This window comes from Streptomyces sp. G45, from assembly GCF_049542095.1.
Lineage (GTDB): Bacteria > Actinomycetota > Actinomycetes > Streptomycetales > Streptomycetaceae > Streptomyces.
This window is the reverse complement of the sequence record NZ_JBMUZU010000001.1, coordinates 6788137-6810878: the sequence shown is the minus strand read 5'-3', so window position 1 is coordinate 6810878 and position 22742 is coordinate 6788137. Positions and strand designations below refer to the sequence as shown.

Sequence of the window (22742 nt, the reverse complement as noted above, 5' to 3'; positions counted from 1 at the left end):
TCCGGGTCAGTCCCTGGACCTGCCGGACGTGACCGGCCTGCCGGGCTTGTCGCCGCTGTCGCCGCTGCCGGTCTTGTCGGGCTTGCCGGGGTCGAAGGTGACGGGCAGCCGCGCCGGGGCGCTGCCGGTGGGCGGGACCTGGAGGGTCTTCAGAGCGAACTGCATGACCTTCTTGTAGATGGGCCCGCAGATCTGGCCGCCGAAGTAGCTGCCCTTCTTGGCGTTCTGGATGACGCAGTAGACGGTGACCCGCGGCTTGTCGACGGGCGCGAACCCGGCGAACGACGAGGTGTAGCCGCGGTAGCGGCCGGTGTCCGGATCGACGCGGTTGGCGGTGCCGGTCTTGCCCGCGACCCGGTAGCCGGGGATGCGGGCCCGGGTTCCGGTGCCCGCCTCGTCGTCGACGACGGACTCCAGCATCTGGGCGACGGTCCGCGCGGTCTTCTCGCTGACCACGCGGTTCTTCCGCGGCTCGGGGGCGGGTGTGAAGCGGCCGTCGGGGCCCTTGGTGCCGCGCACCAGGGTGGGTTCGACGCGGACGCCGCCGTTGGCGATCGTCGAGTACACGGAGGCCGCCTGCATGGCGTTGATGGAGACGCCCTGCCCGAAGGGGATGGTGAACTGCTGCGAGGTGGACCACTTCTCGGGCGGTGCGAGGATGCCCTTGGTCTCCCCCGGGAAGCCGAGCCCGGTGGGCTTTCCGATGCCGAACTTGCGCAGGTACGAGTAGAGGACCCGGTTGGCCTCGCGCTGGGTGTCGCCGAGTTCGCCGGTGGCGAGGATGGTGCCGATGTTGCTGGACTTGGCGAGCACGCCGTTGAGCGTGAGGTACCAGGTCGGGTGGTCGATGTCGTCCTGGAAGAGGCGGTCGCCGCGGTGCAGCCGGTTGGGGACGGTGACGCGGGTGTGGGGCGTGGCCGCGTTCTCCTCCAGGACGGCCGCCATCGACATGACCTTGGCGGTGGAGCCGGGCTCGTACGCGTCCTGGAGCGCGGCGTTGCCGAGGCTGGCGCCCGCCGCCTTCGACAGGTCGTTCGGGTCGAAGCCGGGGGCGTTGGCCATGGCGAGCACCTCGCCGGTGCGGGTGTCCTGCACGACCACGTAGCCGCGGTCGGCCCTGGACTTCCTGACCTGCTCGGAGATGGCGTCCTGCGCGGCCCACTGGATGTCGCGGTCGATGGTCAGCTCGACGTCCGAGCCGGGCACCGCGGGCGTCTCGGTGCTGCCCGCCGTGGGCACCTGGCGGCCGCCGGACTGGGCGTAGCGGATCTCGCCCTGCTTGCCCGCGAGTTCCTTGTTCAGTTGCTGCTCGATGCCGCCGCCGCCCTTGCCGTCGGCGTTGACCCAGCCCAGTATCCCGGCGGCCAGCTCGTCGTTCGGGTACACGCGCTTGCTGGTGGGGACGGCGAAGACGCCCGCGAGGACGTTGGCCTCCTTGGTGTCCGCCGCGTCGGTGCTCGCCTTCTCGGCGAGCGTGCCGCGCAGGTCCTTGATCTGCTTCCAGACCTGCGGGGACGCGCGGCGCGAGAGCAGCGTGAAGCGGGTGTCGGGCGTCCGCAGCTTCTCGGTGAGCCGCTCCGCGTCCTCGTCGAGGATCGGCGCGAGCAGGGCCGCGGCCTGCTCGGGCGCGTCCTTGACGTGCGTCTCCTCGGGCGTGAAGAGCGTCGGGTCGGCGGTGATGTCGTACGCGTCGACGCTGGTGGCGAGTTCGACGCCGCGGCGGTCGGTGATGGCCCCGCGCTCGGCCGCGATCTTGTGGCGGGAGTACCGGTTCTTCTCCGCCTTGGCGGCGTACACGTCCGCGTCGACGGCCTGCACCTGGAACAGCCGCACCACGAACGCCAGCATCACCAGCGTCAGGCCGAGGCTGACCATGCGCAGGCGGGGACGGGGGCTGCCGAGGCGGATGGTCTTGGGCCGCGCGGGGCGCGCCGGGCGCGCGGGGCGGGGGGCGCGGGGCGCGCGGGGGGCGGGGCGGGCGCTCTGGCCGGGGCGGCGCTGGGGGGCGGGGCGCTCCTGGCGGTGGGCGCGGTCGGGGCGGTCGGGGCGGTCAGGACGTGCGGGCCGGTCGGGGCGCTCGGAGCGTTCTGGGCGCCCGGAGCGGCCGGAGCGGTCGGAGGGCTCGGGGCGACCGGAGCGATCGGGGCGCTCGGGGCGCTCGGGGCGCTCGGGGCGCTCGGGGCGCTCGCGCCGGTCGTTCCGCTCGGGGCGGGCCGGGCCCGGGACCCGGCGGCGCGGGGGTTCCCTGTCGCTCACTGACGTCACCTGCCGGGGGTCGTGGGGGCCGACTGCGCGGGCGCCGCGGACGGGGCGGGAGGCGCGGGCGGGGCGGTCGGCGTGGGCGGGGCGGTCGGGGCCGGGGCGCCGGTCGCCGAGGGGCCGGGGGCGGACGCCACCGCGGACGGCGTCGGGAGGGGTGACGCGGGCGGCGCCGGGGGCAGCAGCCGCGGCGGGCGCGCCCCGGCCTCCCGGGTCTCGCGCAGCGCGGACGGCGCGGCGGCCGGGCCGGGGACGCCGCGAACCCTGCCGTCCGGGTCCAGGAAGGCCGGGTCGCCGCCGGGCACCATGCCGAGCTCGTCGGCGCGGCGCTGGAGCGCGTCCGGCGCCGCGTACTCGTCGACCTCCTTCTGCAGCTCCTGCTCCTCGTCGGTCAGCTCCTGGGTCTCCTTCTTGAGCTTGCTGAGCTGGAACGACCCTTCGTTCAGCGAGGAGTTGAGCAACAGCAGCGTGATCAGGCCGCCGCCGAGCAGCAGCACGACCAGGAGCATGAAGGGGGTGCGGGCGGCCTGGCTCGGCCCCGCGGGCAGCAGCCGCGCGAGCCGCGCGGCCCTCCCCCGCAGCTGGGGTTTCCTGCTCATGGAGCCTCCTCGGCGGCGTGGATCACGACACGTCCTCGCGGACGCGCCCGGCGGCGCGGGTCACGACACGTCCTCGCGGATGCGCTCGGCGCCGCGCAGCCGCGCCGGGGCGGCCCGGCGGTTCTCGGCGACCTCCTCGTCGGTGGGGAGTTCGGCGCCGCGCGTGAGCAGCTTGAGGCGGGGCTGGTACCGCTCGGGCACCACCGGCAGGCCGGGCGGCGCCGTGCTGGCGGCACCGGCCGCGAAGACCTGCTTGACCAGGCGGTCCTCAAGGGAGTGGTACGACAGGACGGCGATCCGGCCGCCCACGGCGAGCGCCTTCACCGCCGCCGGAATAGCCCGCTCCAGGACGCTCAGCTCGCCGTTGACCTCGATGCGCAGGGCCTGGAAGGTGCGCTTGGCGGGGTTGCCGCCGGTGCGCTTGGCGGCCTGCGGCAGCGCGTCCCGGATCAGCTCGACCAGGCGGGCGCTGGTGCTGAACGGCTCCTTCTCGCGCTCGCGCACGATGGCGGAGACGATCCGCTTGGCCTGCTTCTCCTCGCCGTACGCCCGCAGGATCCGCACCAGTTCGCCGGGCGGGTAGGTGTTGAGGACCTCGGCGGCGCTCATGCCGGTCGTCTGGTCCATGCGCATGTCGAGCGGCGCGTCCTGCGCGTAGGCGAAGCCCCGGTCGGCCTCGTCGAGCTGCATGGAGGAGACCCCGAGGTCGAACAGGACGCCCTGGACGCGCGGCAGGCCGAGCCGGCCGAGGACGTCGGGCAGCTCGTCGTAGACCGCGTGCACGAGGGTCGCGCGGTCGCCGTAGGGCGCGAGCCGCTCGCCGGACAGGCGCAGCGCCTCCTTGTCGCGGTCGAGCGCGACGAGGCGTACGGAGGGGAAGGTGGCCAGCAGGGCCTCGCTGTGGCCGCCGAGGCCGAGGGTGCAGTCGACGACGACGGCCCCCGGCTCCGCCAGGGCCGGGGCCAGCAGGTCCAGGCACCGCTGGAGCATCACCGGGACGTGTCGGCTGTTGCCGCCCTCCCGGCTCCCGCCACCGCCCTGATTCGGAAGCGCTTCGCGCCCTTGCATGTGGCCCTCTCAAGTCCGGCGGGTCACCGTGCGCACCGCCGGGCCCCGCCCGCTCGTCGTCAACGGGGCCGGACCGCCGCGCCGCGAAGGGGGCGTCAGCCGACCGGGAGCGGAAGGAGGCCGAGCCGTACGTACGCGCCACGCACGTGGGGGATTCTGGGAATCTCCGGGGTTGACCAGCAGGGAGCAGGTCGGCTCTCCCGCTTCGCGCCACTTTAGTCCACCCTGTCTCGCGGTCAATCAACCGCCCTGCGCGGGGCGTGCCGGGCGGGCACGGGGTGCCGCGCCCCGGTGCGCTCACCCGTTCGGCCCCGCGCGGGCGGCCGCTATGGGGTACCTCACAACAACAGCCTCTGACGTTCTTTGTCCGTTCTCACAGCGGGCCGGGACGATCAGTGCCCACTACCGTCGACGGCATGTCGACCTCTCCCACCGCTCCCTCCGCCGAGTCCGCCGCGTCCCCCGGGGCCCCCGGCCCCCGGGGCCCCGACCGGCGCCGCAGCCGTCGACGGCACCGTCACCGACCGGCTCGTCGCGGCGAACGAGCAGTACGCCGCCGGGTTCGCCGACCCCGGCATGGACGCCCGCCCCGTCCTGCGCGTCGCCGTCGTGGCCTGCATGGACGCCCGCCTCGACCTGCACGCGGCCCTCGGCCTCGCGCTGGGCGACTGCCACACCATCCGCAACGCGGGCGGCGTCGTCACCGACGACGTGATCCGCTCCCTGACCATCAGCCAGCGCGCCCTCGGCACCCGCAGCGTGGTCCTCATCCACCACACCAACTGCGGCCTCGAATCCCTCACCGAGGACTTCCGGCACGACCTGGAGATGGAGGTCGGGCAGCGGCCCGCGTGGGCGGTGGAGGCCTTCCGGGACGTCGACCAGGACGTACGGCAGTCCATGCGGCGCGTGCGGACCTCGCCGTTCCTGCCGCACACCGACGACGTGCGGGGCTTCGTCTTCGACGTGCAGACGGGTCGGCTGCGCGAGATCGACCCGGCGTGACGGACGTGAGGGACGCGGCGGACGGTGCGGACGTGATGGATTCGACAGTGTGTGACCGGCGAGTACCGGGTACCGGACAATCTTCGACCCGCGAAACACCCCAATATCCGACATATCGCCGCCAGTTGTCCACAGGCAAGTGACACGAACCGGTAACCCCAACAAGAATGCTTGTGTGGCGGCACGCTGAACCTTTCACGCGTGGTGCCCGTGTTTCGGGTGGGCCGGTCCGTACGCGAGCGTCGGCCCGGGGAAGCCATGGGAAAGAGGTATCCCTTGCTCCTTGTCGAGCGCGGGGAAGGGCCGAGGAGGGCCGGGTGACGACCTATGACGATCGAGCGAGCCTCACAGATCTGACCACGACGGCGGAGCGAGTCCGCCGGTCGGTCGAGGGTGTGATCGAGGGCAAGCCGGAGGTCGTACGGCTTTCGCTGACTGTGCTTCTCGCGGAGGGGCACCTGCTCATCGAGGACGTGCCGGGGGTGGGCAAGACGATGCTCGCCAAGGCACTCGCCAGGTCCATCGACTGTTCGGTCCGGCGCATCCAGTTCACGCCGGACCTGCTGCCGTCGGACATCACGGGCGTGTCCATCTGGGACCAGCAGCGCCGTGACTTCGAGTTCAAGCCGGGCGCGATCTTCGCGCAGATCGTGATCGGCGACGAGATCAACCGCGCGTCCCCGAAGACGCAGTCCGCGCTCCTGGAGTCCATGGAGGAGCGCCAGGTCACCATCGACGGCCAGACGTACGAGCTGCCGAGCCCGTTCATGGTGGTGGCCACGCAGAACCCGGTCGAGATGGAGGGCACCTACCCGCTGCCCGAGGCGCAGCGCGACCGCTTCATGGCGCGCGTCTCGATCGGCTACCCGGGCCCCGAGGCCGAGCTGCGGATGCTGGACGTGCACGGCGGCGTCTCCCCGCTGGACGACCTCCAGCCGGTGGCGCACGCGCACGAGATCGTGAAGCTCATCGACGCCGTGCGCACGGTGCACGTCGCGGACTCGGTGCGCCGGTACGCGGTCGACCTGGTCGCCGCCACGCGCAACCACCCCGACCTGCGCCTCGGCGCCTCCCCGCGCGCCACGCTGCACCTGCTGCGCGCCGCGAAGGCCTCGGCGGCGCTCTCCGGCCGCGAGTTCGCGCTGCCGGACGACGTGCAGGCGCTCGCCAGCGCCGTCCTCGCGCACCGCCTGCTGCCCACGGCCCAGGCACAGCTCAACCGCCGCACGGCCGAGTCCGTCGTCCTGGAGATCCTCCAGCACATCCCGGTGCCGACGGCCCAGCAGCCCGGCGGAGGGTTCTTCGGCCAGCAGCCGCCCGGCGCGCGGAGGCTGTGATGACCGCCGGGGTCGGGCCCGCGCCGCGCCCCGAGGAGGACCGGAGCGGGCTGCGGACGGCGCTCGCGGGCCTGACCACCCGCGGGCGGTCCTTCTTCGCGGCGGGCATCGCCGCCGCGGTGTGCGCCTATGTGCTCGGCCAGGGCGACCTGCTGCGCGTCGGGCTGCTCCTCGCGGTGCTGCCGCTGGTGTGCGCCGTGGTGCTCTACCGCACGAAGTACCGCGTGGCGGGCAGCCGCAGGCTGTCCCCGCACGCGTGCCCGCGGGCTCCGAGGCCCGCGTGCACCTGAGGATGGAGAACGTCTCGCGGCTGCCCACGGGCCTGCTGATGCTCCAGGACCGCGTTCCGTACGTGCTGGGGCCGCGCCCCCGGTTCGTGCTGGACCGCGTGGAGGCGGGCGGCCGCCGCGAGGTGTCCTACCGCGTCCGCTCCGACCTGCGCGGCCGCTATCCGCTCGGCCCGCTCCAGCTGCGCCTCACCGACCCGTTCGGCATGTGCGAGCTGACCCGCTCCTTCTCCACGTACGACACCCTGACGGTGGTCCCGCGCGTGGAGCCGCTGCCCCCGGTGCGCCTCACCGGCGAGGCCAAAGGGTACGGCGACGGACGGCACCGCTCGCTGGCCCTCGCGGGCGAGGACGACGTCATCCCGCGCGGCTACCGCTACGGGGACGACCTGCGCCGCGTGCACTGGCGCTCCACCGCGCGCTACGGCGAGCTGATGGTGCGCCGCGAGGAGCAGCCGCAGCGCTCCCGGTGCACGGTCCTGCTGGACACCCGCGCGGTGGCCTACCAGGGCGCGGGCCCCGACGCGGCCTTCGAGTGGGCGGTCTCGGGGACCGCGTCGACGCTGGTGCACATGCTCGAACGGGGCTTCTCGGTACGGCTCCTGACAGACACCGGCAGCTCCCTGCCCGGCGAGGGCGCCGACGGCTTCGCGGGCGCCACCCAGGAGTCGGCGGACGCCGCGGGCCTGATGATGGACACGCTCGCCGTGATCGACCACTCGGACGGCGCCGGGCTCTCCCGCGCCTACGACGTGCTGCGCGGCGGCAACGAGGGCCTGCTCGTGGCCTTCCTCGGCGACCTGGACGAGGAGCAGGCCGCGGTGCTCGGCAAGATGCGCCAGCGCACCGGCGCGGCCCTCGCCTTCGTCCTGGACAGCCACTCCTGGGTCCAGGGCCCCGGGGCGCCGCTGTCCGCACCGGCCGCCGACCGGCTGCGGCAGCTCACCGAGGCGGGCTGGACGGCGGTCGCCGCCCCGCCCGGGGCGCCGCTGGTCGACCTGTGGCGCCAGGCGGACCACCTGCGCACGGGCGCGCCGAAGGCCGGTACGGCGGCGGGACCGGGCTTCGGGGACAGGGGTCCCAGGGGGATCAGGGGGCACAGGGACATGGTGATGAGCGGGCGTACGGGTACGGGGCGTACAGGTACGGGGAGCACGGGTACGGCGAGTTCGGGTACGGGGAGTGGGACATGAGTGGGCGCACCCGGCTCGCGCTGTGCGCGACGGCCGCCACGCTGATGGCGTCGGGGGCGCTGCTGCCCCTGGTCGACACGTCGGGCTGGCTGGTGCAGGCGGCGATCCTGCTGGGACTGCAGAGCGGCGTGGGCGCGCTCGCCCGGCGGGTGCCGCTGGCGCGGCCCGTGACGGTGGCCGCGCAGGCCCTGGTGACGCTGCTGCTCCTGACGCTGGTGTTCGCGCGGGAGCAGGCGATCGCCGGGGTGGTCCCGAGCCCCGAGGTGTTCCAGTACTTCGGCACGCTCCTCCAGGCGGGCAGCGACGACGTGAGCCGGTACGCCATCCCGGCGCCGCTCACCGACGGCATCCGCCTGATGCTGGTCGGCGGCGTCCTAGTGGTCGGCCTGGTGGTGGACGCGCTGGCGGTGACGTTCCGGACGGCGGCCCCGGCCGGGCTGCCCCTGCTCGCGCTGTACTCGGTCGCGGCGGGCCTCTCCGGAGACGGGGCCGGATGGCTGTGGTTCCTGCTGGCGGCGGCCGGGTACCTGCTGCTGCTCCTGGCGGAGGGCCGGGACCGGCTGTCCCAGTGGGGGCGGGTCTTCGGCGGCGCGCCCGCGGCGCCGGGGCGGGTCGCCGGGGGCCTGGACGGTGACGGCGGCGCCGTCGCCCCGGTGCGCACGGGCCACCGCATCGGCGCCGTGGCCCTCGGCGTGGCGCTCGTCGTGCCGCTCGGCCTGCCCGCGCTCGACGGCGGCATCCTGGACGACACGGGCGGCGCCGGAGTCGGCGGCCGCGGTGAGGGCGGCACGATCTCCGCGGTGAATCCGCTGGTCGCCCTCCAGGACAGCCTGAACCAGCCGGAGGACCGCGAGGTCATCTCGTACCGGACGAACGCGAAGGACACCCAGGACCTGTATCTGCGGATCGTGTCGCTCGACCAGTTCGACGGGACGACCTGGAAGACCACCGTCCGGGACATCACGGACGTGCCGGGGCGCCTCCCGAACCCGCAGGGCCTGTCCCCCACGGTCCCCAGGACCGAGATCCAGACCAACCTGTCGGCCGCCGACTCCTACGCGCAGAACTGGCTGCCGATGCCCTATCCGGCGAGCCAGGTGAAGATCGACGGCCGCTGGCGGTACGAGCCGGTGGGCCGCGCGGTCGTCGGTGACCGCGGCCAGACCACGCGCGGCGCCCAGTACCAGGTGAACAGCCTGGTCGTGGAGCCGACCGCGGAGCAGCTCGCGAGCGCGCCCGCGCCGCCCGAGGCGATCGCGCGGGAGTTCACCAAGGTGCCGGACTCGCTGCCGCCGGTGGTGGCGGACACGGCCCGCAGGGTCACGCGGGGCTCGGCGAACGACTACGACCGGGCGGTGAAGCTCCAGGACTGGTTCACGACCGACGGCGGCTTCTCGTACAACACGCAGGTGCGGGCGGGCAGCGGCCCGGCGGCGATCGCCCGGTTCCTGGAGCAGAAGGAGGGCTTCTGCGTCCACTTCTCCTTCGCCATGGCGTCGATGGCGCGCACGCTGGGCATCCCGGCGCGGGTCGCCGTCGGCTTCACGCCGGGCGCGCCCCAGGCGAACGGCACGATGTCGGTGGGCCTCAAGGACGCCCACGCCTGGCCCGAGCTGTACTTCGAAGGCGTGGGCTGGACCCGCTTCGAGCCGACGCCGAGCCGTGGCTCGGCGCCCGACTACACCCGCGACCAGACCCCGTCCGAGGGGACCGACGACCCGTCGGCGCCCGCTCCGGCCACGTCGGACGAGGCGTCGCCCGAGCCGTCGCAGTCCTCGGGCTGCCCTCGGGACGCGCAGCAGCAGGGCGGCTGCGCCAGCGCGCTGCCGCCGCTCACCAACGACTCCGACGACAGCGGCACACCGGTCGGCATGGTCGTCGGCGGGTCCCTGGCGGCGCTGGTGGTGCTGGTGGTGCCGTTGCTGCCGATGCTGTGGCGGGCCCGGGTGCGGGCGCTGCGCCTCGGCGTCGGCGGGCGCACGGGGGCGGACGCCGCGGCCCGCACGCTCGCGGCCTGGCTCGAGGTCACGGACACGGCCTGGGACCACGGCATCGCGCCGGACGAGTCCCGCACACCGCGGAAGGCGGCGGCCCGGATCGTGCACGTGGGGCATCTGGGCCCGGAGGCCGCCGAGGCAGCGCACCGCTTGGCGGCGGCGGTCGAGCAGGTGCTGTACGCGCCGCGTCCGCGTCCCGCGTCGGGGCTCGCCGACGACGTGCGGCGGGTGCGGGAGGGGCTGCGGGCCTCGGTGAGCCGGTCGACGCGCTGGCGGGCGACGCTGGCGCCGCGCTCGGCCGCCCGGGTGACGTGGTCGCTCTCGGCCCGCTGGGCGGCGGTGCGCGCCCGGTGGGCGGGGCGGCTGGCGCGGCGCTGGCCGGGACGCCCGGCGGCACGGCCGGAGGGCTGAGGGGGCGCCGGGGTCCTGCCGATCACTGCGGGGTCGGCAGGGTCTGCGGGGGCTTGCGGAGTCCACGGGGGCTGCGAGGGCTGCGAAGGTCCGCACCGGTGCGGACCCGACTCCGGGGGGCGTACGCGGGGGGTGTGACCGCCTGGACGGCGGTCATCCCCGTGGGTTTTCGGCCACACCCCACAGGGGTTTCCGGTTACCTCATGGGGGCCTGCGGGCACCCCATGAGGGTTTCGGGGGCGGGCTCCACGGTGTCCGAGGCGAGCGGGTGACGGCCGGGCGCAACGGGATGCGTGTGCGATCGCACACGTCTGAGGCCCGGTACGCACAGTGCGTACCGGGCCTCAGGGAGCCTTGGACGGCGGGCGGAAGTCAGGCGCGGCGCGGAGGGCCGGGGCGAAGGAGGGCTACTGCCCGCCCTGCTGCTCGTCCCTGCGGCGCTGCCAGCGCTGCTCGATCCGGTCCATCATGGAGCGCCGCTGCCGGGCCTGGTGGTGATGGTGGCGGCGGCCGTGGGCGAGGCCGGGGCCGGGCGTGGCGCCCGCTCCCTGCTCACCTGGCTTGGGTGCCTTGCGCCATCCGGTGACGGCGAGCACCGCGCACCCCAGCATCACGAGGAAGCCCACCACGCTCACCCAGATGAGCTGGGCGACCATTCCGGCCATGAGAAGGGCAATGCCCACCAGGAAGCCCGCGACCGCTTGGTAGACCCGCTTCCGGGTGTACGTACGCAGCCCGCTTCCCTCAAGCGCTGTCGCGAACTTGGGATCTTCGGCGTACAGCGCTCGCTCCATTTGCTCGAGCATGCGCTGCTCGTGCTCCGAGAGCGGCACGGAGTCCTCCTCATCGTGCAGTCGCCGGGGCGACCGGGGGGTCCCCTTCAGGATAGGCAGGGAATCGCCCCCGTGAAACCCGCCCCTCTGCGCCAACTTCGCCAAACCGGACCGCCAGGTCGCTCCGGCTCGCTGAAGCCTGCATTCCCCAGCGGCCGGTCCGTCATACCGGACGGTGTCCCTCGATCATACGGCGCCCGTAGCCCGTTCGGGGGGCCTGTGGCGTACTCCATGTGCGGCTGCGCCGCTGATCAGCGAGGTGGTCCCAGGCGTCACAGGGGCCCCTGGCGGGCCGCCGCGCGCTCAGGCCCCGCTGGGCTCGGGGGTCTCGCCGAGCACGTGGAGCTGGGTGGCGACGGAGTGGAACGCGGACAGCTCGGCGGCGGCCGCCTCCAGCTTCAGGAGGGCCTCCAGGGCGCCGGGCTCGGTGTCGACGAGGACGCCGGGCACCAGGTCGGCGAAGACGCGCACGCCGTGCACGGCGCTCACGCGCAGGCCCGCGCCCTCGGCCAGCTCCGTGAGCTGCTCGGCGGTGAAGCGCCGGGGCACGGGGTCGCCCTCGCCCCAGCGCCCGGCCGGGTCGCCGAGGGCGTGCCGGGCCTCGGTGAAGTGCCCGGCGAGGGCGCGGGCGAGGACGGCGCCGCCGAGGCCCGCGGCGAGCAGGCTCACGACGCCGCCGGGTCGCAGCGCGCCGACGACGTTGCGAACGCCTTCGGCCGGGTCGTCCACGTACTCCAGGACGCCGTGGCACAGCACGGCGTCGTATCCGGCGCGCTCGACGACGTCGAACAGGCCGTGGGCGTCGCCCTGCACGCCGCGCACACGGTCGGCGACTCCGGCCTCGGCGGCGCGGCGCTCCAGCGCGAAGAGCGCGTTCGGGCTGGGGTCGACGACGGTGACGCGGTGGCCCAGACGGGCGACGGGCACCGCGAAGTTGCCGCTGCCGCCGCCGGTGTCGAGGACGTCCAGGGCGCGCGGCCCCTCGTGGGCGCCGTCCGGGTCGGCCGGTGCGGCCTTGACGCGGCGGTCGAGGGCGTCCTTGAGGACCTCCCAGACCACGGCGGTGCGAAGAGAGGCGCGGGGACGGTAGGGGTCCGACACGGCTGGTTGACTCCTCGGCGCGGCTCCGCCAGTGGTGACGGCGGGCTGTTCGGGTGCGGGCGCTCCCACCCTAATGGGAAGTCCTCATGGGTGGTGACGTGGCCGTTTGCCAGATCCTGCCGCGCCCCGGCCCCCGTGGGCCGCCGCGGGTCCCCGTGCACCCCGGTGCGCCCTTCCGCGGGCGCGGCAGGTCTGGCGTGCGCGCTGCCGCGCGCGGGCGTCAGCTCGCGTCCGGCGGCTCCTGGCGCGGCTGCGGCAGCACCGGCTGGAGGACGAGCATCCGCTCCACCAGGCGCAGGAACATCGCCACGTCACGCAGCAGGTCGTCGGCGTCGCGGCTGGTGGCCGCGCCCCTGATGCCCGCTTCGGCGCGGGCCCTGCGGGCGGCTCCGGAGGCGAACAGGGCGCTCCACTCGGCCAGTTCGGGGGCTATCTCGGGCAGGACCTCCCAGGCGCTGCGGATGCGCTGCCTGCGGCGGAGGACGGGATCAGGACGGCCGCGGGCGGCGAGGACCGCGGCGGCGGTGCGCAGGGCGGCGAGGTGGGCGGTGGCGTAGCGCTCGTTCGACGTTTCCAGCTGGGCGGCCTCGTCGAGGCCCGCGCGGGCCTGGGCGAGCAGTTCGAGGGCGGCGGGTGGGGCCGTGGTCCTGCGGAGCACGGGGTGGACGTCGCTCGCCGGGCCGGTCAGTGAGGGGGCAGGGCCTGAGGCGCGGCGCCGGTGCGCGGCTGCTGCGTGAGTCCTGGCCATGACGAACCTCCTGTCGTCTGTGTGACGGCGCGGTGGCCGTATGTGCCCATCGTGGAGTACGCCACTGACAATCGGCTCTGACCTGCGCTTTTGCCTCGCTCAAGGGTTCGGGCTTACTTTTATACTGACTAGTCAGTGCAAAAGCGTGGGCAGGTACCGGCACAGGCACGACGAGGGGGAAGCGTGGACACTGCGCGCGGCGCCGCCGTCAGCGCGGCGGACTTCGGGCTCAAGGGGCCGCGGGGCTGGGCGTTCCGCGGGATCGGGTTCACGGCGGAACCCGGCTCGCTCATCGCCGTCGAGGGACCGTCCGGCTCCGGCCGCACCTCCCTGCTGCTTGCCCTCACGGGCCGGATGCGCGCCACGGAGGGCTCGGCGACCGTGGACCGGTCCCGGCTCCCGAAGCAGCTCGCCGCCGTGCGGCGGATCAGCGCGCTCGGGCCCGTGCCGGGCGTCACCGACCTCGACCCGTCCCTGACCGTGGCCGAGCACCTGCGGGAGCGGGCGCTCCTGGAGCGGCGGTTCACCGGCTCGCTGCGCGGGCTGCTGCGCCCGCCCGGCGAACGGGCCGCCGCGTCCCGGCTGCGGGTCGACGCCGCGCTGCGGGCCGCCGGGCTCGACGTCGAGGCGCTGCCCAAGGGGCCGCGGACCTCCGTACGGGACCTGGACCGGCTGGAGGCGCTGCGCCTGTCCGTGGCGCTGGCGCTGATCGGGCGGCCCCGGCTGCTCGGCGTCGACGACACCGACCTCAAGCTCTCGGACGCCGAACGGGCCTTCGCCTGGGACCTGTTGCGGTCCATCGCCGCGAGCGGCACGACCGTCGTGGCCGTGTGCAGCGAGGCCCCCGAGGGCGCGGTGGTCGTCCCGACCGGCACACGGGACGGAACGCGGGACGGCGCGCTCAGAGACGTACGGAAGAACGACGCCCGGGGCGACACCCAGGACGACGCCCGGGGCGACACCCAGGACGACGCACGCGCCGGCACCGACGACGACAAGGAGGCGGCGGATGCGGTCGCCGAAGCTGGCCGCGCTTGAGCTCAAGCGCTTCGGCAGGGGCAGGCTCCCGCGCGCGGCGCTGGTGGCGCTGCTGCTGCTCCCCCTGCTGTACGGGGCGCTGTACCTGTGGTCCTTCTGGGATCCGTACGGCCACCTCGACCGCGTCCCCGTAGCGCTCGTCAACGACGACAAGGGCGCCACGGTCGACGGGAAGAAGCTCGCGGCGGGCGACGGGATCGCCGAGCGGCTGAAGGACAGCGAGACCTTCGACTGGCACGAGGTGAGCGCCGCCGACGCCCGCAAGGGCGTCGAGGACGGCACCTACTACCTGTCGCTCACCATGCCGTCCGACTTCAGCGAGCGCGTCGCGTCGAGTTCGGGCGGCTCTCCGGAGACGGGCGCCCTCCAGGTGCGCACCAACGACGCCAACAACTACATCGTCGGGCAGATCTCCCGCACGGTCTTCGCCGAGGTGCGCTCGGCCGCCTCCACGAAGGCCTCGCGGACCTTCCTCGACCGGATCTTCGTGTCGTTCTCCGACATCCACGGGAAGACGGAGAAGGCCGCCAAGGGCGCCGACCGGCTCACGGGTGGCATCGGGAAGGCGAAGAAGGGCTCCGCGGACCTCGTCGACGGCCTCGGGAGCGCCAAGGACGGCAGCGGGAAGCTCGCCGGGGGCGTCCGGAAGCTGCACACCGGCGCGGGCGCCCTGGAGGACGGCTCGCGCCAGGTGGCGGACGGCACGCAGAAGCTCGCCGACCGCGTCAACGGCGCGGCGGCCAAGGTCCGCCCGTATCTGAAGGACAACGGCAGGACCCTCGGGGACAGCGCGCGGCTGGTCGCCGACTCCGCGGGAGCGGTGCGCCACAACCTGTCCGCCCTCGTGAAGCGCGCCCCCCAGGCAGCCGCCGACGCCAAGGAGGCGTCGGCCACGCTGACCGGCCTCTACGAAGAGCGGTGCCGACGCCTGGCGGAGGCCGACTCCTGGTGCCCGCAGTTGAAGAAGGCCAAGGAGGCCGCGGCCGACGTCGCGGCGGTCGCGGCGGACGTCGACACGCTCGTGCGGGACCAGCACGGCGACCTGAAGAAGCTCGACACGAGCCTGGCCGCGCTCCAGAAGAAGGCCGAGCGCCTCGCCGCCCGCGCCCCGCACCTGGACGAGGACCTGGAGCGGACCGTCCGGGACGTCAACGCGCTCAACAAGGGCGCCAAGGACGTCGCCAAGGGCGCGAAGAAGCTCCACACGGGCCTCGGCACTGCCAAGACCGGCGCCACCAAGCTGGACAGCGGCGTCGGGAGGCTGAAGGCGGGCGCCACCGGCCTCGACGACGGCATCGTCAAGCTCGCCGACGGCTCCCAGCAGCTCGCGGGCGGCCTCCACGACGGCGCGAAGAAGATCCCCGACTACGACGAGCGGGACCGCGACCGGCGCACCGACGTCATGGCCGACCCGGTGCGCCTCGCCTCCCAGTCGCTGCACAAGGCGCCCAACTACGGCACCGGCTTCGCCCCGTACTTCATCCCGCTGTCCCTGTGGGTCGGCGCCATGGTGGCGTACATGCTGATCCAGCCGCTCAACCGGCGCGCGCTCGCCGCGGGCGCCCCGGCGTGGCGCATCGCGCTCGCGGGCTGGCTGCCTGTCGCCGCGCTGGGCGTGCTCCAGGTGGGGGCCCTGATGGCGGTGCTGCACTGGCGGCTCGGCCTCCAGATGGACCGCGCCGCGGGGACGATCGGCTTCCTCGCGCTGGTGACCGGCTGCTTCGCCGCCCTGGTGCAGTGGCTCAACGCCCGCTTCGGAGCGGCCGGGCGGATCCTGGTGCTCGCCGCCCTGATGCTCCAGCTCACGTCGGCGGGCGGCACCTACCCGGTGCAGACGAGCCCGGGCTTCTTCCAGGCGATCCACCCCTGCCTGCCGATGAGTTACGTCGTCGAGGCGCTGCGCAGGCTCATCACGGGCGGTGGCCTCGGGCCGGTCTGGCAGGCGTGCGCGGTGCTGCTGGCCTTCACCGCGGGCGCCCTCGCGCTGACCGCCGTCGCCGCGCGCCGCAAGCAGGTGTGGACACTCGACCGGCTGCATCCGGAGCTCAGCCTGTGAACGCGGCGGAACCTGTGAAAATCAGTCCCATGGGAAGTAGCGCAAGCAGCACGCGGCGCGAGGCCACCCGGCAGAAGCTGTACGAGGCCGCCGTGACCCTCATCGCGGAACAGGGTTTCTCCGCCACCACAGTTGACGAGATCGCCGAGCGGGCGGGCGTCGCGAAAGGCACGGTCTACTACAACTTCGCCAGCAAGTCGGTCCTCTTCGAAGAGCTGCTGCGGCACGGCGTCGGACTGCTCACCGCGTCCCTGAGGGAGGCCGCCGAGCAGGCCGCCCGGGACGGCGGCAGCAAGGTCGACGCCCTGGACGCGATGGTCCGCGCGGGCCTCGTCTTCATCGACCGCTACCCGGCCTTCACCCAGCTCTACGTAGCGGAGCTGTGGCGCACCAACCGCGCCTGGCAGTCCACGCTCCTGGTCGTGCGCCAGCAGGCCGTCGCCGTGGTGGAGGACGTGCTGCGCGCGGGCGTCGAGAGCGGCGAGCTGAGCGAGGAGATCGACATCCCCCTGACGGCCGCCGCGCTCGTCGGGATGGTCCTGGTGGCGGCCCTGGACTGGCAGTCCTTCCAGCCGGAGCGGTCCCTGGACGACGTCCACGCGGCGCTGTCGCGGCTGCTCCAGGGGCGGGTGAGCGGCGGACGGGCCTAGTCACGCGCCGAACGCCGACCAGTCACCCGTTCGCAGTAGCGGGGCGCCCCGACTGTCGCACGGCGCCGGTCCGGTGGTCCGCGAGCCCCCTGGACCACCGGACCGGCGCTGTGTCGCCTTCCCCCGTGCGACCCCCGTGGTCATCCCCCGGGTCGCCCCCCGTACCCCGCTCCCGCGCGGGCGGGAGGGAGCGGCCAAGGGCGCCGCCCGTTCCGCCGCCCCGTGTCGGCGGTGCCGGGGCCGCGCCCTTCTCCGTGCCCCCACTCTCCCGTCCGCGCGGACCGGGCCCCATCCGCGCGGGTACTCATCTCCGTCCCTAGGTACGGATACTCAGTCCGGGCCGCTCACGCGCGCGCCGGACCGTGTCCCACTCGTTACGATCACCCCCGTGTCCGTACTCCCTCTGGTGTTCACCAGCGGCTGGGCCAGCGGGATCAACGCCTACGCGGTGGTCCTGCTGCTCGGTGTCTTCGGAGCGACCGGGGTCTCCGACGAGGTGCCCGAGTCGCTGCAGAGCCCGGGCGTGCTGATCGCGGCGGGCGCGTTGTTCGCCTGCGAGGCCGTCGCCGACAAGATCCCGTACGTCGACTCGCTGTGGGACTCCGTGCACACCGTGGTCCGGCCGGTGTCCGGCGCGGTCGTGGGCGCGCTGCTCGCCGGGCAGAGCGGGTCGCTGCCGGATGTGGCGGCGGGCGCGATCGGCGGCACGACGGCCCTGGCGAGCCACGCCGTCAAGGCCGGGACGCGGATGGCGGTGAACACCTCTCCGGAGCCGTTCAGCAACCTCGTCCTGAGCACCGCGGAGGACCTCGGGGTCGGCGGTGTGGTGAGCTTCGCGATGTTCCACCCCGAGGCCGCCGCGGTCATCGCGGGCGTCCTCCTGCTCGCCGGGCTGGTCCTGCTGCTGTTCCTCGCGCACCGGATCCGCCGGTTCCTGCGGCGCAGGGCGCAGCGGCGCGAGGAGCGGCGCCTGGCGGCCGAAGCGGGACGGCCACCGGACTGACCCGGGAGTCGGCCGCGAGGCGGGCGAGGGGCCGGTCCCGGGCCGGAGCGCGGTCGAACCCGCTGGTCGGGCCGGGTGGCCGACGGTGTTGTCAGTGGCGGCCGATACAGTCCCTGGCATGGCACGGATTGTGGTGATCGGCGCCGGGATGGGCGCCATGACGGCCGCCGCCCGGCTGGCCGTCGCGGGCCACCAAGTGGTGGTGCACGAGCGCGCGCGGACGTACGGGGGCGCGCTCGGCCGCGTGGAGCGCGACGGCTTCGCCTTCGACGCGGGCCCGGCCCTGCTGCACCTGCCCGCGGTCTACCGCGACCTGTTCGTGAAGACGGGCAAGGCGCCCCTGGAGGACCGCGTCGAGCTGTCCCAGGTGGAGCCCGCGGTCCGCCACGTCTTCGCGGACGGCACGGCCGTGGACCTGCCGAACGCCTCGCGGGCGGGCGTCAGCGAGGCCCTGGACGCCGCTCTGGGCGCCGGAGCGGGCGAGCGCTGGTCGGCGTTCATGAACCGCGCGCGGGACGCCTGGGACCGCACCCGCCGCCCCCTGCTCGAAGAGCCCCTGTGGCCGAACTGGCAGGTGCTCGCCGAGCGCGAGCCCTACCCGTCGGTGCCCCGCCGCCGCCTGCTGCGCCGGGAGCGGCGCGCGGCGACGCTCGCCGAGATCGCCGAGTGGGAGCTGGGCGGCGAGCCCCGCCTGGCCGCGCTCCTCGGCCACTTCGCCCTGGCGCACGGCCTGGACCCGCGGTCGGCCCCCGCGAGCGCCGCCGTGCTGCCCTATCTGGAGCAGACCTTCGGGACCTGGTCGGTGCGCGGCGGCCTGCGCGCGCTGGCGACCGCGGTGTACGAGCGGTGCCTGGAGCGCAGGGTCGAGTTCGCGTTCGGCTCGGCCGTGGCGCGGGTCGTGGTGAAGGACGGCGGCGCGGCGGGCGTCGAGCTGGCGGACGGCACGGTGGTGGACGCGGACATCGTGGTGGCGGGCGTCGCGCCCGGTGTCCTCGGCCGTCTGCTGCCCGGCGCGGAGGTGCGCGCCCCGGGCGGCGTCCCGGCCCAGGCGGCGGCGCCCAGCCGCCTCACGGTCCTGCTCGCCCTGCGCGGCGCCCGCCCCGAAGGCACGCCGCACCGCACAGTGCTGCACGCCCCCGACGCCGCGGCCGAGGTGGACCGCCTCTTCGGCCCCCGGCCCGGCGTACCGGCCGCGCCGACCCTCGCGGTCCTGCGCCCGGACGACCCGGAGGGCACCCCGGACGCGGACCACGAGGCGGTGACGCTGCGGGCGACGGTCCCGGCGGGCGCCGAGGTCACGGACGCGGACGTCCAGCGCCTGATCGACCGCGCGGAGGCCGCCGTCCCCGGCCTCCGCGACCGCCTCCTGTGGCACGAGGTCCGCACGCCCGCCGACGTCGCCGAGGCCACCGGCGCCGACGGCGGCGCCGTCCCCGCGCCCGCGCTCGCGGCGGCGTCCGGACGGCTGCTGCATCCGGCGAACAGCACGGCGATACGGGGCCTGTTCGCCGTGGGCGGCTGGTCGCACCCCGGCGGCGGCCTGCCGCACGCGGGCATGTCCGGCACGCTGGTCGCGGGGCTGATCGTCGAGGGCCCGGAGTTCCGCGGCTCACAGTGACCCAGGCGGGCCCGGCTGCCCCCGGTGATCCGGTCGGGCCCGGCGGCTCACCGGTGCGCCGGTTGGGCCCGGACGCCGGTTCTCAGTACCGGTACTGCTGCTCGCCGTTGTACCCGGGCTCGTAGCCGAACACGTTGCCCGGCTCCTGGTCGCCCTCGCCGTCCAGGTGCGGCGGGTAGGCGGGCGGCTGGGGCGGCGGCGCGCCGTACGGGGCGGGCGGGACGGGCGGGGCGTCGCTGGTGCGCTGGTGCGGGACCCAGACGCCGCCGGGCGGGGTGTCCTGGTAGCCCCCGCCGTACGTGTCGCCGCCGTAGGGGGCGTACGCGTCGTAGCCCGGCTCGGCCCCGTAGGTCTGCGGGCCGATGTACGGGTCGGAGTAGGCGGCGTAGCGCTGCTCGCCCGTCTCGCCGTACGCGAAGTGCAGGGGGTCCTGCTCGCCGCCCGGGAGCGGCTGGTCGTACGCGGCGTACGTGTCGAAGGCGTAGCTGTCCGGGGCGGCGGACGGGGCCCGCGGGGCGTCGGCGTACCCGCCGTACTGGCCGGTGTCGTCCGGCACGGGCTCGGTCTCGTACACCCCCGGGCCGACCGGAGCGCCGGGGCCCTCCGGGCCGCCAGGACCGGAGGACTGGACCTCCATCATGGCCGTCGCGTCGAGGGCGTCCGGCGCGGGGGCGCCGGGCGCGGGCTCGTACTCCAGCTCGGAGACCTCCAGGGTCGGCTGGGGCGGCACAGCGGCAGCTCCCTTGCGGCGCTTGCTCCCGGCGGCCTTGCCGGACTTGCCGGTCTTGCCACGCTTGCCGCCGAGCGACCAGCCCTTGGCGAAGCCGCGCCGGAACGACAGCGTCACATAGATCTGTCCGACCGCGAAGGCGATCGCGCCGAGCGCGATGACCACGACCGACGGCAGCAGCACGCCGACGACCACGCCGAGGAAGCCGCAGAAGGCGAGCAGCCGCCAGCGCAGCCGCGCCTTGTACTGGAGCAGCACCTCGCCGAGCAGCCACAGCGCGACCGCGCCGAACGCGAAGTAGAGGACCGCCAAGCCCATGTACGCCCCTCTCCCCTCGCGGCCGTCGCCCCTCGGGTACGACCGGTCAGGCCTGCTGCTGGTGCAGGCCCAGGTTCTCGTAGATCTCCAGCGTCGCCGTGGAGTTGTTCAGCGTGATGAAGTGCAGTCCCGGCACACCCTCGGCAAGGAGCCGCGCGCAGAACTCCGTCGCGAACTCGATCCCAATGGAGCGTACAGCGGCCGCGTCGTCCTTGACCGCGAGGATCCGCTCTTTCAGCTCCGGCGGGAAGTCCGCGTTGCTGAGCTGCGGCAGCCGCTCCAGCTGGCGGACGTTGGTGACCGGCATGACCTCGGGGATGATCGGCGTCTCGCAGCCCGCCGCGGCGACGCGGTCGCGCAGGCGCAGGTATTCCTCCGGGTGGAAGAACATCTGGGTGATCGCGTAGTCCGCGCCCGCGCGGCACTTGTCGACGAAGTGCCGTACGTCGGAGTCCCAGTCGGTCGAGCGCGGGTGCATCGCGGGGAAGGCCGCGACACCCACGCAGAAGTCTCCCGACTCCTTGATGAGCCGGACCAGTTCGGCCGCGTACGTGAGCCCCTGGGGGTGCTTGACCCACTCGCCCATCGGGTCGCCGGGCGGGTCGCCGCGCACCGCGAGCATGTTCCGGATGCCCGCGTCCGCGTACTGCCCGATGATGTTGCGCAGCTCGGCCACGGAGTGGTCGACGGCGGTGAGGTGCGCGACCGGCGTCAGCGTCGAGTCGGCGACGATCTGCTGGGTCTCCTTCACCGTGCCCGCGCGCGTGGAGCCGCCCGCGCCGTACGTCACCGAGACGAAGCTCGGGGCGACGGCCTCGACCCTGCGGAGTGCCTTCCACAGGTTCCGCTCGCCCTTCGGCGTCTTCGGCGCGGAGAACTCGAACGAGTACGTGGTCTTGCCGGTCGCGAGCAGGTCGCGCACGGTGCGCGCACGGTCAGTCCTGGTGGAAGCGGTGCCTAGGGCCATACCGGCAGGTTAGCCAGGCCGGAACGGTCCCCCAACCAGGCGCAGGTGATATGTCCATTTAGTCGGCCCATTGTCCAGCACTCGGACACTTCCGGGTTATTGATCACACCGGCGTCCGGGCGCGCGCGTGACGCCGCGCCCCCGTCAGGGCGTACGTATCCCGCGCTCAGGGCGTACGTATGTCCCGCGCAGGCAGTGCGCAGGTTCCCGCGCAGGCAGTGCGCGGGTGTCCCGCTCAGACCGTGCGCAGGCGCTTCGCCAGGTGCGCCGCGGCGGCGCCCGGGTCGTCGGCCTCCGTGATCGCGCGGACGACGACCACGCGGCGGGCGCCCGCCTCCAGGACCTCGTCCAGGTTGCCCGCGTCGATGCCGCCGATCGCGAACCAGGGGCGCTCGGTGCCGAGCGACGCCGCGTACCGGACCAGGCCGAGGCCCGGCGCGTGCCGTCCCGGCTTGGTGGGGGTCGGCCAGCACGGGCCCGTGCAGAAGTAGTCCACGCCCTCCTGGACGGCCGCGGCGGCGGCCTCCGCCTCGGCGTGCGTGGAGCGGCCCACGAGCACGCCGTCGCCGAGGATCGCGCGGGCCGCGGGCACCGGCAGGTCGCCCTGGCCCAGGTGCAGCACGTCCGCGCCGATGGCGTGGGCGACGTCCGCGCGGTCGTTCACCGCGAGGAGCTTGCCGTGCCTGCGGCAGGCGTCGGCGAAGACCCGCAGATGGTCCAGTTCCTCCGCGGCCTCCATGCCCTTGTCGCGCAGCTGCACGATGTCGACGCCGCCCGCGAGGACGGCGTCCAGGAACTCCGGCAGGTCGCCCTGGCGCTTGCGGGCGTCCACGCACAGATAGAGCCGCGCGTCCGCGAGCCGGGCGCGCGCGCCCGCCGTTTCGGTGGCCATGGAGCCGTTCCCCGGGGTGTCGGTGGCGTACGGGCCGGGCGGGTGCCGGGCCCGTACGCCAGGTGGTGGTCAGGTCAGACGGCGAGCGCCTGGGCGCGGCGCTTCACCTCCGTGCCGCGATTCTCGCTGAGCGCCTGCGCGGGGGTGCCGGGCAGGCTCGGGTCGGGGGTGAAGAGCCACTCCAGGGCCTCTTCGTCGGTGAAACCGTCGTCCCGCAGGAGCGTCAGCGTTCCGGACAGGCCCTTGACGACCTTGTCGCCGTCGATGAAGGCCGCCGGTACCTGAAGCGTCCTGTTCTCGCCTCGGCGTACGGCGATCAGCTGGCCCTCCTTGACCAGCTGCCGCACGCGCGTCACCTCGACGCCGAGCATCTCGGCGATGTCGGGGAGGTGCAGCCAGGCGGGGACGAGAGCATCGGTCTTTGCGTCAATCTCGGTCACGGATCAAGCGTGCCATTTCTGGCCGGGGGCCGGTAGCGGGGGGTGCCGGGGCCGCGCCCCTGGGCCCTTGGAGTGGCCTCTGGGGCTGCCGGGTTCCGCGGTTGCCCGGCGGTGGGGGCTGTGCCCGCCCGTTCCGCCCTCTGGGCGGACCAGCCGCCCACAGCGGGTACGGCGGGCGCGAGCCCCCCCGGC

The 22742-nt window shown here is 74.4% G+C and carries 17 protein-coding genes and 2 pseudogenes; 9 read left to right on the top strand and 10 right to left on the bottom strand.

What is annotated here, in order from left to right:
- Positions 1-6: 6 nt before the first annotated feature.
- Genes ACOBQU_RS28785 through rsmH form a run of 3 tightly spaced genes read right to left on the bottom strand, consistent with a single transcriptional unit; the run spans position 7 to position 3926 of the window.
- Positions 7-2256: a peptidoglycan D,D-transpeptidase FtsI family protein gene (locus ACOBQU_RS28785; RefSeq protein WP_423630931.1), complete on the bottom strand. Its 2250-nt coding sequence runs from the start codon at positions 2254-2256 to the stop codon at positions 7-9.
- Positions 2257-2261: 5 nt separating this feature from the next.
- The gene (locus ACOBQU_RS28780; RefSeq protein WP_423630929.1) at positions 2262-2858 is read right to left on the bottom strand and encodes a septum formation initiator family protein; all 597 of its coding nucleotides are present in this window, start codon (positions 2856-2858) and stop codon (positions 2262-2264) included.
- A 60-nt stretch (positions 2859-2918) separates the two neighbouring features.
- A complete protein-coding gene (rsmH, locus tag ACOBQU_RS28775) occupies positions 2919-3926 on the bottom strand; it encodes a 16S rRNA (cytosine(1402)-N(4))-methyltransferase RsmH (RefSeq protein ID WP_423630927.1) in 1008 nt (335 codons plus the stop codon).
- Positions 3927-4430: 504 nt separating this feature from the next.
- Here rsmH and ACOBQU_RS28770 point away from each other — a divergent pair.
- From ACOBQU_RS28770 to ACOBQU_RS28755, 4 genes and pseudogenes are all read left to right on the top strand, one after another.
- Positions 4431-4931: pseudogene (locus ACOBQU_RS28770) on the top strand (beta-class carbonic anhydrase); the annotation flags it as partial.
- Positions 4932-5248: 317 nt separating this feature from the next.
- The gene (locus ACOBQU_RS28765) at positions 5249-6268 is read left to right on the top strand and encodes an AAA family ATPase (RefSeq protein ID WP_423630925.1); all 1020 of its coding nucleotides are present in this window, start codon (positions 5249-5251) and stop codon (positions 6266-6268) included.
- Positions 6268-7748: pseudogene (locus ACOBQU_RS28760) on the top strand (DUF58 domain-containing protein). The gene ACOBQU_RS28765 and the pseudogene ACOBQU_RS28760 overlap by 1 nt, the downstream one beginning before the upstream one ends.
- Entirely contained in the window at positions 7745-10156 is a 2412-nt protein-coding gene (locus tag ACOBQU_RS28755; protein WP_423630923.1) for a transglutaminaseTgpA domain-containing protein, read from the top strand. The pseudogene ACOBQU_RS28760 and the gene ACOBQU_RS28755 overlap by 4 nt, the downstream one beginning before the upstream one ends.
- Before the next feature lie 407 nt (positions 10157-10563).
- On the opposite strand, the gene ACOBQU_RS28750 is transcribed toward ACOBQU_RS28755, so the two are convergent.
- The 3 genes from ACOBQU_RS28750 to ACOBQU_RS28740 all read right to left on the bottom strand — a co-directional run bounded on the left by ACOBQU_RS28750 (position 10564) and on the right by ACOBQU_RS28740 (position 12838).
- A complete protein-coding gene (locus ACOBQU_RS28750; RefSeq protein WP_423630921.1) occupies positions 10564-10989 on the bottom strand; it encodes a DUF3040 domain-containing protein in 426 nt (141 codons plus the stop codon).
- Between the two features lie 303 nt (positions 10990-11292).
- Complete coding sequence (locus tag ACOBQU_RS28745; RefSeq protein WP_423630919.1) at positions 11293-12090, bottom strand: methyltransferase; 798 nt, start codon at positions 12088-12090, stop codon at positions 11293-11295.
- A gap of 220 nt (positions 12091-12310) precedes the next feature.
- Positions 12311-12838, bottom strand: a complete 528-nt coding sequence (locus ACOBQU_RS28740) for an SAV_6107 family HEPN domain-containing protein (RefSeq protein WP_423630917.1) — start codon at positions 12836-12838, stop codon at positions 12311-12313.
- 183 nt (positions 12839-13021) lie between these two features.
- Between ACOBQU_RS28740 and ACOBQU_RS28735 the strand changes: the two genes are divergently transcribed.
- The 5 genes from ACOBQU_RS28735 (at position 13022) to ACOBQU_RS28715 (ending at position 19203) form a co-directional block, all read left to right on the top strand.
- Positions 13022-13876: an ATP-binding cassette domain-containing protein gene (locus ACOBQU_RS28735; protein WP_423630915.1), complete on the top strand. Its 855-nt coding sequence runs from the start codon at positions 13022-13024 to the stop codon at positions 13874-13876.
- Positions 13848-15932, top strand: coding sequence for a YhgE/Pip family protein (locus tag ACOBQU_RS28730; RefSeq protein WP_423630913.1), 2085 nt, complete (start codon positions 13848-13850; stop codon positions 15930-15932). Before ACOBQU_RS28735 ends, ACOBQU_RS28730 begins: the two co-directional genes overlap by 29 nt.
- 29 nt (positions 15933-15961) lie before the next feature.
- Positions 15962-16582, top strand: coding sequence for a TetR/AcrR family transcriptional regulator (locus ACOBQU_RS28725; protein WP_423630911.1), 621 nt, complete (start codon positions 15962-15964; stop codon positions 16580-16582).
- A gap of 388 nt (positions 16583-16970) precedes the next feature.
- On the top strand, positions 16971-17585 hold the full coding sequence (locus ACOBQU_RS28720; protein ID WP_423630910.1) for a DUF4126 domain-containing protein: 615 nt from the start codon (positions 16971-16973) through the stop codon (positions 17583-17585).
- Positions 17586-17703: 118 nt separating this feature from the next.
- On the top strand, positions 17704-19203 hold the full coding sequence (locus ACOBQU_RS28715; protein WP_423630908.1) for a phytoene desaturase family protein: 1500 nt from the start codon (positions 17704-17706) through the stop codon (positions 19201-19203).
- Positions 19204-19285: 82 nt separating this feature from the next.
- On the opposite strand, the gene ACOBQU_RS28710 is transcribed toward ACOBQU_RS28715, so the two are convergent.
- The 4 genes from ACOBQU_RS28710 to ACOBQU_RS28695 form a co-directional block, all read right to left on the bottom strand.
- Positions 19286-20251: a hypothetical protein gene (locus ACOBQU_RS28710; RefSeq protein ID WP_423630906.1), complete on the bottom strand. Its 966-nt coding sequence runs from the start codon at positions 20249-20251 to the stop codon at positions 19286-19288.
- A gap of 46 nt (positions 20252-20297) precedes the next feature.
- Positions 20298-21218 carry a methylenetetrahydrofolate reductase [NAD(P)H] gene (gene metF / locus ACOBQU_RS28705; protein WP_423630904.1) on the bottom strand — a complete coding sequence of 307 codons (921 nt, stop codon included), beginning with the start codon at positions 21216-21218 and terminating at the stop codon, positions 20298-20300.
- A gap of 235 nt (positions 21219-21453) precedes the next feature.
- Positions 21454-22110, bottom strand: coding sequence for a thiamine phosphate synthase (gene thiE / locus ACOBQU_RS28700; RefSeq protein ID WP_423630902.1), 657 nt, complete (start codon positions 22108-22110; stop codon positions 21454-21456).
- Positions 22111-22184: 74 nt separating this feature from the next.
- On the bottom strand, positions 22185-22550 hold the full coding sequence (locus ACOBQU_RS28695; protein WP_423630900.1) for an Rv2175c family DNA-binding protein: 366 nt from the start codon (positions 22548-22550) through the stop codon (positions 22185-22187).
- Positions 22551-22742: the final 192 nt, after the last annotated feature.

What these genes read in the sequence shown, in the direction of transcription:
- rsmH (WP_423630927.1), bottom strand. Translation starts at nt 3,926, where the DNA reads ATGCAAGGGCGCGAAGCGCTTCCGAATCAGGGCGGTGGCGGGAGCCGG.
- ACOBQU_RS28710 (WP_423630906.1), bottom strand. Translation starts at nt 20,251, where the DNA reads ATGGGCTTGGCGGTCCTCTACTTCGCGTTCGGCGCGGTCGCGCTGTGG.
- ACOBQU_RS28740 (WP_423630917.1), bottom strand. Translation starts at nt 12,838, where the DNA reads ATGGCCAGGACTCACGCAGCAGCCGCGCACCGGCGCCGCGCCTCAGGC.
- ACOBQU_RS28725 (WP_423630911.1), top strand. Translation starts at nt 15,962, where the DNA reads ATGGGAAGTAGCGCAAGCAGCACGCGGCGCGAGGCCACCCGGCAGAAG.
- metF (WP_423630904.1), bottom strand. Translation starts at nt 21,218, where the DNA reads ATGGCCCTAGGCACCGCTTCCACCAGGACTGACCGTGCGCGCACCGTG.
- ACOBQU_RS28730 (WP_423630913.1), top strand. Translation starts at nt 13,848, where the DNA reads ATGCGGTCGCCGAAGCTGGCCGCGCTTGAGCTCAAGCGCTTCGGCAGG.
- ACOBQU_RS28755 (WP_423630923.1), top strand. Translation starts at nt 7,745, where the DNA reads ATGAGTGGGCGCACCCGGCTCGCGCTGTGCGCGACGGCCGCCACGCTG.
- thiE (WP_423630902.1), bottom strand. Translation starts at nt 22,110, where the DNA reads ATGGCCACCGAAACGGCGGGCGCGCGCGCCCGGCTCGCGGACGCGCGG.
- ACOBQU_RS28780 (WP_423630929.1), bottom strand. Translation starts at nt 2,858, where the DNA reads ATGAGCAGGAAACCCCAGCTGCGGGGGAGGGCCGCGCGGCTCGCGCGG.
- ACOBQU_RS28715 (WP_423630908.1), top strand. Translation starts at nt 17,704, where the DNA reads ATGGCACGGATTGTGGTGATCGGCGCCGGGATGGGCGCCATGACGGCC.